The sequence below is a fragment of the Thermoanaerobaculia bacterium genome, from assembly GCA_035717485.1.
Lineage (GTDB): Bacteria > Acidobacteriota > Thermoanaerobaculia > UBA5066 > DATFVB01 > DATFVB01.
This window is the reverse complement of the sequence record DASTIQ010000279.1, coordinates 1-3,107: the sequence shown is the minus strand read 5'-3', so window position 1 is coordinate 3,107 and position 3,107 is coordinate 1. Positions and strand designations below refer to the sequence as shown.

4 protein-coding genes are annotated in these 3,107 nt (G+C 71.8%); all 4 read left to right on the top strand.

The annotated features are described in order from the left end of the window. Positions 1-197: group 1 glycosyl transferase (locus VFS34_14580; GenBank protein HET9795677.1), on the top strand; the 197-nt coding region annotated here is incomplete at its 5' end. Next, positions 194-895: a response regulator transcription factor gene (locus VFS34_14575; GenBank protein HET9795676.1), complete on the top strand. Its 702-nt coding sequence runs from the start codon at positions 194-196 to the stop codon at positions 893-895. The genes VFS34_14580 and VFS34_14575, both read left to right, overlap by 4 nt. Continuing rightward, positions 885-1,997 carry an ATP-binding protein gene (locus VFS34_14570; protein ID HET9795675.1) on the top strand — a complete coding sequence of 371 codons (1,113 nt, stop codon included), beginning with the start codon at positions 885-887 and terminating at the stop codon, positions 1,995-1,997. The genes VFS34_14575 and VFS34_14570 overlap by 11 nt, the downstream gene beginning before the upstream one ends. Positions 1,998-2,030: 33 nt before the next feature. Next, on the top strand, positions 2,031-3,107 hold a 1,077-nt coding region (locus tag VFS34_14565), incomplete at its 3' end, for a serine hydrolase domain-containing protein (protein HET9795674.1).

Genomic DNA, 3,107 nt, shown 5'->3' with positions numbered 1-3,107 from the left:
AGGGAGCGACCGGATTCCTCGCGGGCTCGGAAGAGGAGTGGGAGCTCTCGCTCGACCGGCTGCTCGGCGACGTCCTCCTCCGACGCCGCATGGGGCTCGCCGGCCGCCGGCGCGTCGAGGAGAATTACGCGATGCCGATCGTTTCGCGCCGCGTGGTCGAGCTCTACCGGGGGCTCCTCGAAGAGGGGCGGGCGTGACGCCCGCGACGATCCTCGTCGCGGAAGACGACGCGAAGACCGCGGGCCTCCTGCGCCTCTACCTGCAGAACGCGGGGTACCGCGTCGTCGTCGCGACGCGCGGGGACGAGGCCCTTCGCGTCCTCCGGAGCGAGCCTCCCGATCTCGTCCTCCTCGACCGGATGCTCCCGGGCGTGAGCGGGGACGCCGTCTGCCGCGCGGTTCGCGCCGAAGGAGACGCTCCGGTGATCTTCGTCACGGCGCGCGCCGAAGAGGAGGATCGCCTGCGCGGCCTGGGCTGGGGCGCGGACGATTACGTGACGAAGCCCTTCTCGCCGCGCGAGGTCGTGGCGCGGGTCCGCGCGGTGCTCAGGAGGAGCCGGAAGCCGGAGCGCGAAGATCGCGTGCTCCGCGCCGGACCGATCGCGCTCGACCCCGCGCGCCATCAGGCGACGCTCGACGGGGAGCCGCTCGCGCTCACGCCCACCGAATTCCGGCTGATGGAGGCCCTCCTCGAATCGCGCGGACGGCCCGTCCCGAGGGCCGTTCTGGCCGAGCGGGCGCTTCCGGAAGAGTCCGAGGCTCTCGAACGGACCGTGGACGCGCACGTGATGAAGATCCGGCGCAAGCTGCGCGCGCGTCGGCCGGCGGGCGGCGCCGGGATCGAAACCGTTTTCGGAGTCGGTTATCGCCTCGCCGGAGGGCGCGATGCTCCGTAGTCTGCGGGCGAGGTTGATCCTTCTCACGGTCGGCCTCGTCTTCGCGGCGCTCGCCGTCCTCGGCGGAATCTCGAGTCTCGCGGGAAGGCGGGAGCTCGAGAGGATCGAGGACGTGCGTCTCCTCCAGCCGGACGGCTCGGTGCGCCGGATCGTCCGCCGCGGAACCGCGCCCGCGGAGGCGGCCCGCTCGCTCGATCGGTCGCTGCTGGCGGGGACCGCGGGCGTCGGCCTGATCGCCGCGATCGCGGCGGCGCTCTTCGCCCGCCGGATCGTCGCTCCCGTCGAGGCGCTCACGCGCGCCGCGCGCGAGATGGAGCGGGGCGATCGGGCGCGGCGGGTCCCGGTGCGGTCGCACGACGAGCTCGGCGTCCTGGCGGGGGCGTTCAACGCGATGGCCGAAGCGCTCGGACGGCAGGAGGAAGCTCGCCGGCGGTTCGTCGCGGACAGCGCGCACGAGCTGCGCACGCCTCTCACGAATCTCCGGGCGCAGATCGAAGCGCTCCAGGACGGCCTCCTCCCGCCCGACGCGGCGCTCCTCGCCTCGCTCCACGAGGACGTCGCCGTCCTCTCGCGCATCGTCGAAGACCTCGCCGATCTGGCGCGGGCGGACGCCGGCGTGCTCGGCCTCGACGTCGAGGCGGTCTCCGTCGAGGAGGCGGTCCGGAATTCGATCGCGTCGCACGGGCCGCGCGCGAGCGCCCGCGGCGTGCGCCTGTGCGCCGACGTGGCTTCCGATCTTCCCCCCCTGAAGGCCGACCGGAGGCGCCTCGCGCAGATGCTCCGGAATCTCCTCGAGAACGCGATCGCCCACTCGGCTCCGGGGGGGAGCGTGGTCGTCGAGGCCCGGCCGTCGGAGCCGGGTTTCGCGTCGCTCGCCGTGAGGGACGACGGGGAGGGGATTCCCGAGGAGCACCGGCCGCGCGTTTTCGAGCGTTTCTACCGGGCGGATCCGTCGCGGGCGCGCGAGACCGGGGGGAGCGGGCTCGGCCTCTCGATCGTGCGCGAACTCGCGCGCGCCCAGGGAGGCGACGTGTCGCTTCGCAGCGAGACGGGGCGCGGGACCGTCGTCACGCTCTTCCTTCCGTTCATCGAAAATTCATAACTCCCCGCGACAGTCTTCCCGGGAGGAAGAACCATGACTCGACGTCCCTTCGGGAGGATCGGTGCTCTGGGATTTTTGGTGCTGGTCGCGGCCGGATCGGTCGTCCGGGCGAATCCGGAGTCCGCCGGAACGGCGGCGGCCCCCGCGGCCGCGCCCCTGCCGGACACCCCCCTCGGCCGCGCCGCCGCGGCGTACTTCGACGCGTTCAACTCCGGCGACGAAGATCGGGTCCGCCGGTTCTTCGAGGACCACTTCACGCCGGAGTCTCTCCGGGAGCGCCCGGCGTCGGCCCGCCTCGAGGTCTACCGCGAAATGCGAAAGGCCAACGGGCATTTCCGGATCGAGCGGGTCCTGGAATCGACGGCCGACCGCGTGGCCGTTCTCGTCCGGAACGACACGAAGGAGTGGCGGGAACTCGATTTCGCCGCCGATCCGCGGGAGGCGGGAAGACTCGCCGGAATCAGCGTCGAAGACGCCGACACGCCGGCCGACCGGGAGCCGCCCCCCGCGCCGATGGCGACCGATGCGGAGGCGGCGAGCGCCGCCGACGCGTATCTGACGGCGGCCGCCGCCCGGGGCGAATTCTCCGGAGTGGCGCTCCTTGCCCGCGGGGGACGCCCTTTTTTCCGGAAGGCGTGGGGTCTCGCGGATCGCGAGAAGAAGATCGCCAACACGATCGACACCCGGTTCAACCTCGGCTCGATCAACAAGATCTTCACGCAGGTCGCGATCGGGCAGCTCGCGGCCGCCGGAAAGCTGTCGCTCTCCGACACGATCCGGAAGCGCCTCCCGTCCTATCCGGCGGCGTACGCCGACCGGGTGACGATCGGGCAGCTCGTCTCGATGACCTCCGGGATGGGGGACATCTTCGGACCCCGGTTCGAGGCGATGCCGAAAGGAAAGCTCCGCGCCCTCGCCGACTACCTTCCGCTCTTCCAGGACGATCCTCTCCGCTTCGAGCCGGGAACGCGGCGGGAGTATTCGAACGCCGGATACGTCGTTCTCGGGCTGATCATCGAGGCGGCGAGCGGCGAGGATTACTACCGGTACGTGCGCGAGCACGTCTTCGCGCCGGCGGGCATGCGGGATACCGAATCGTGGGCGATCGAC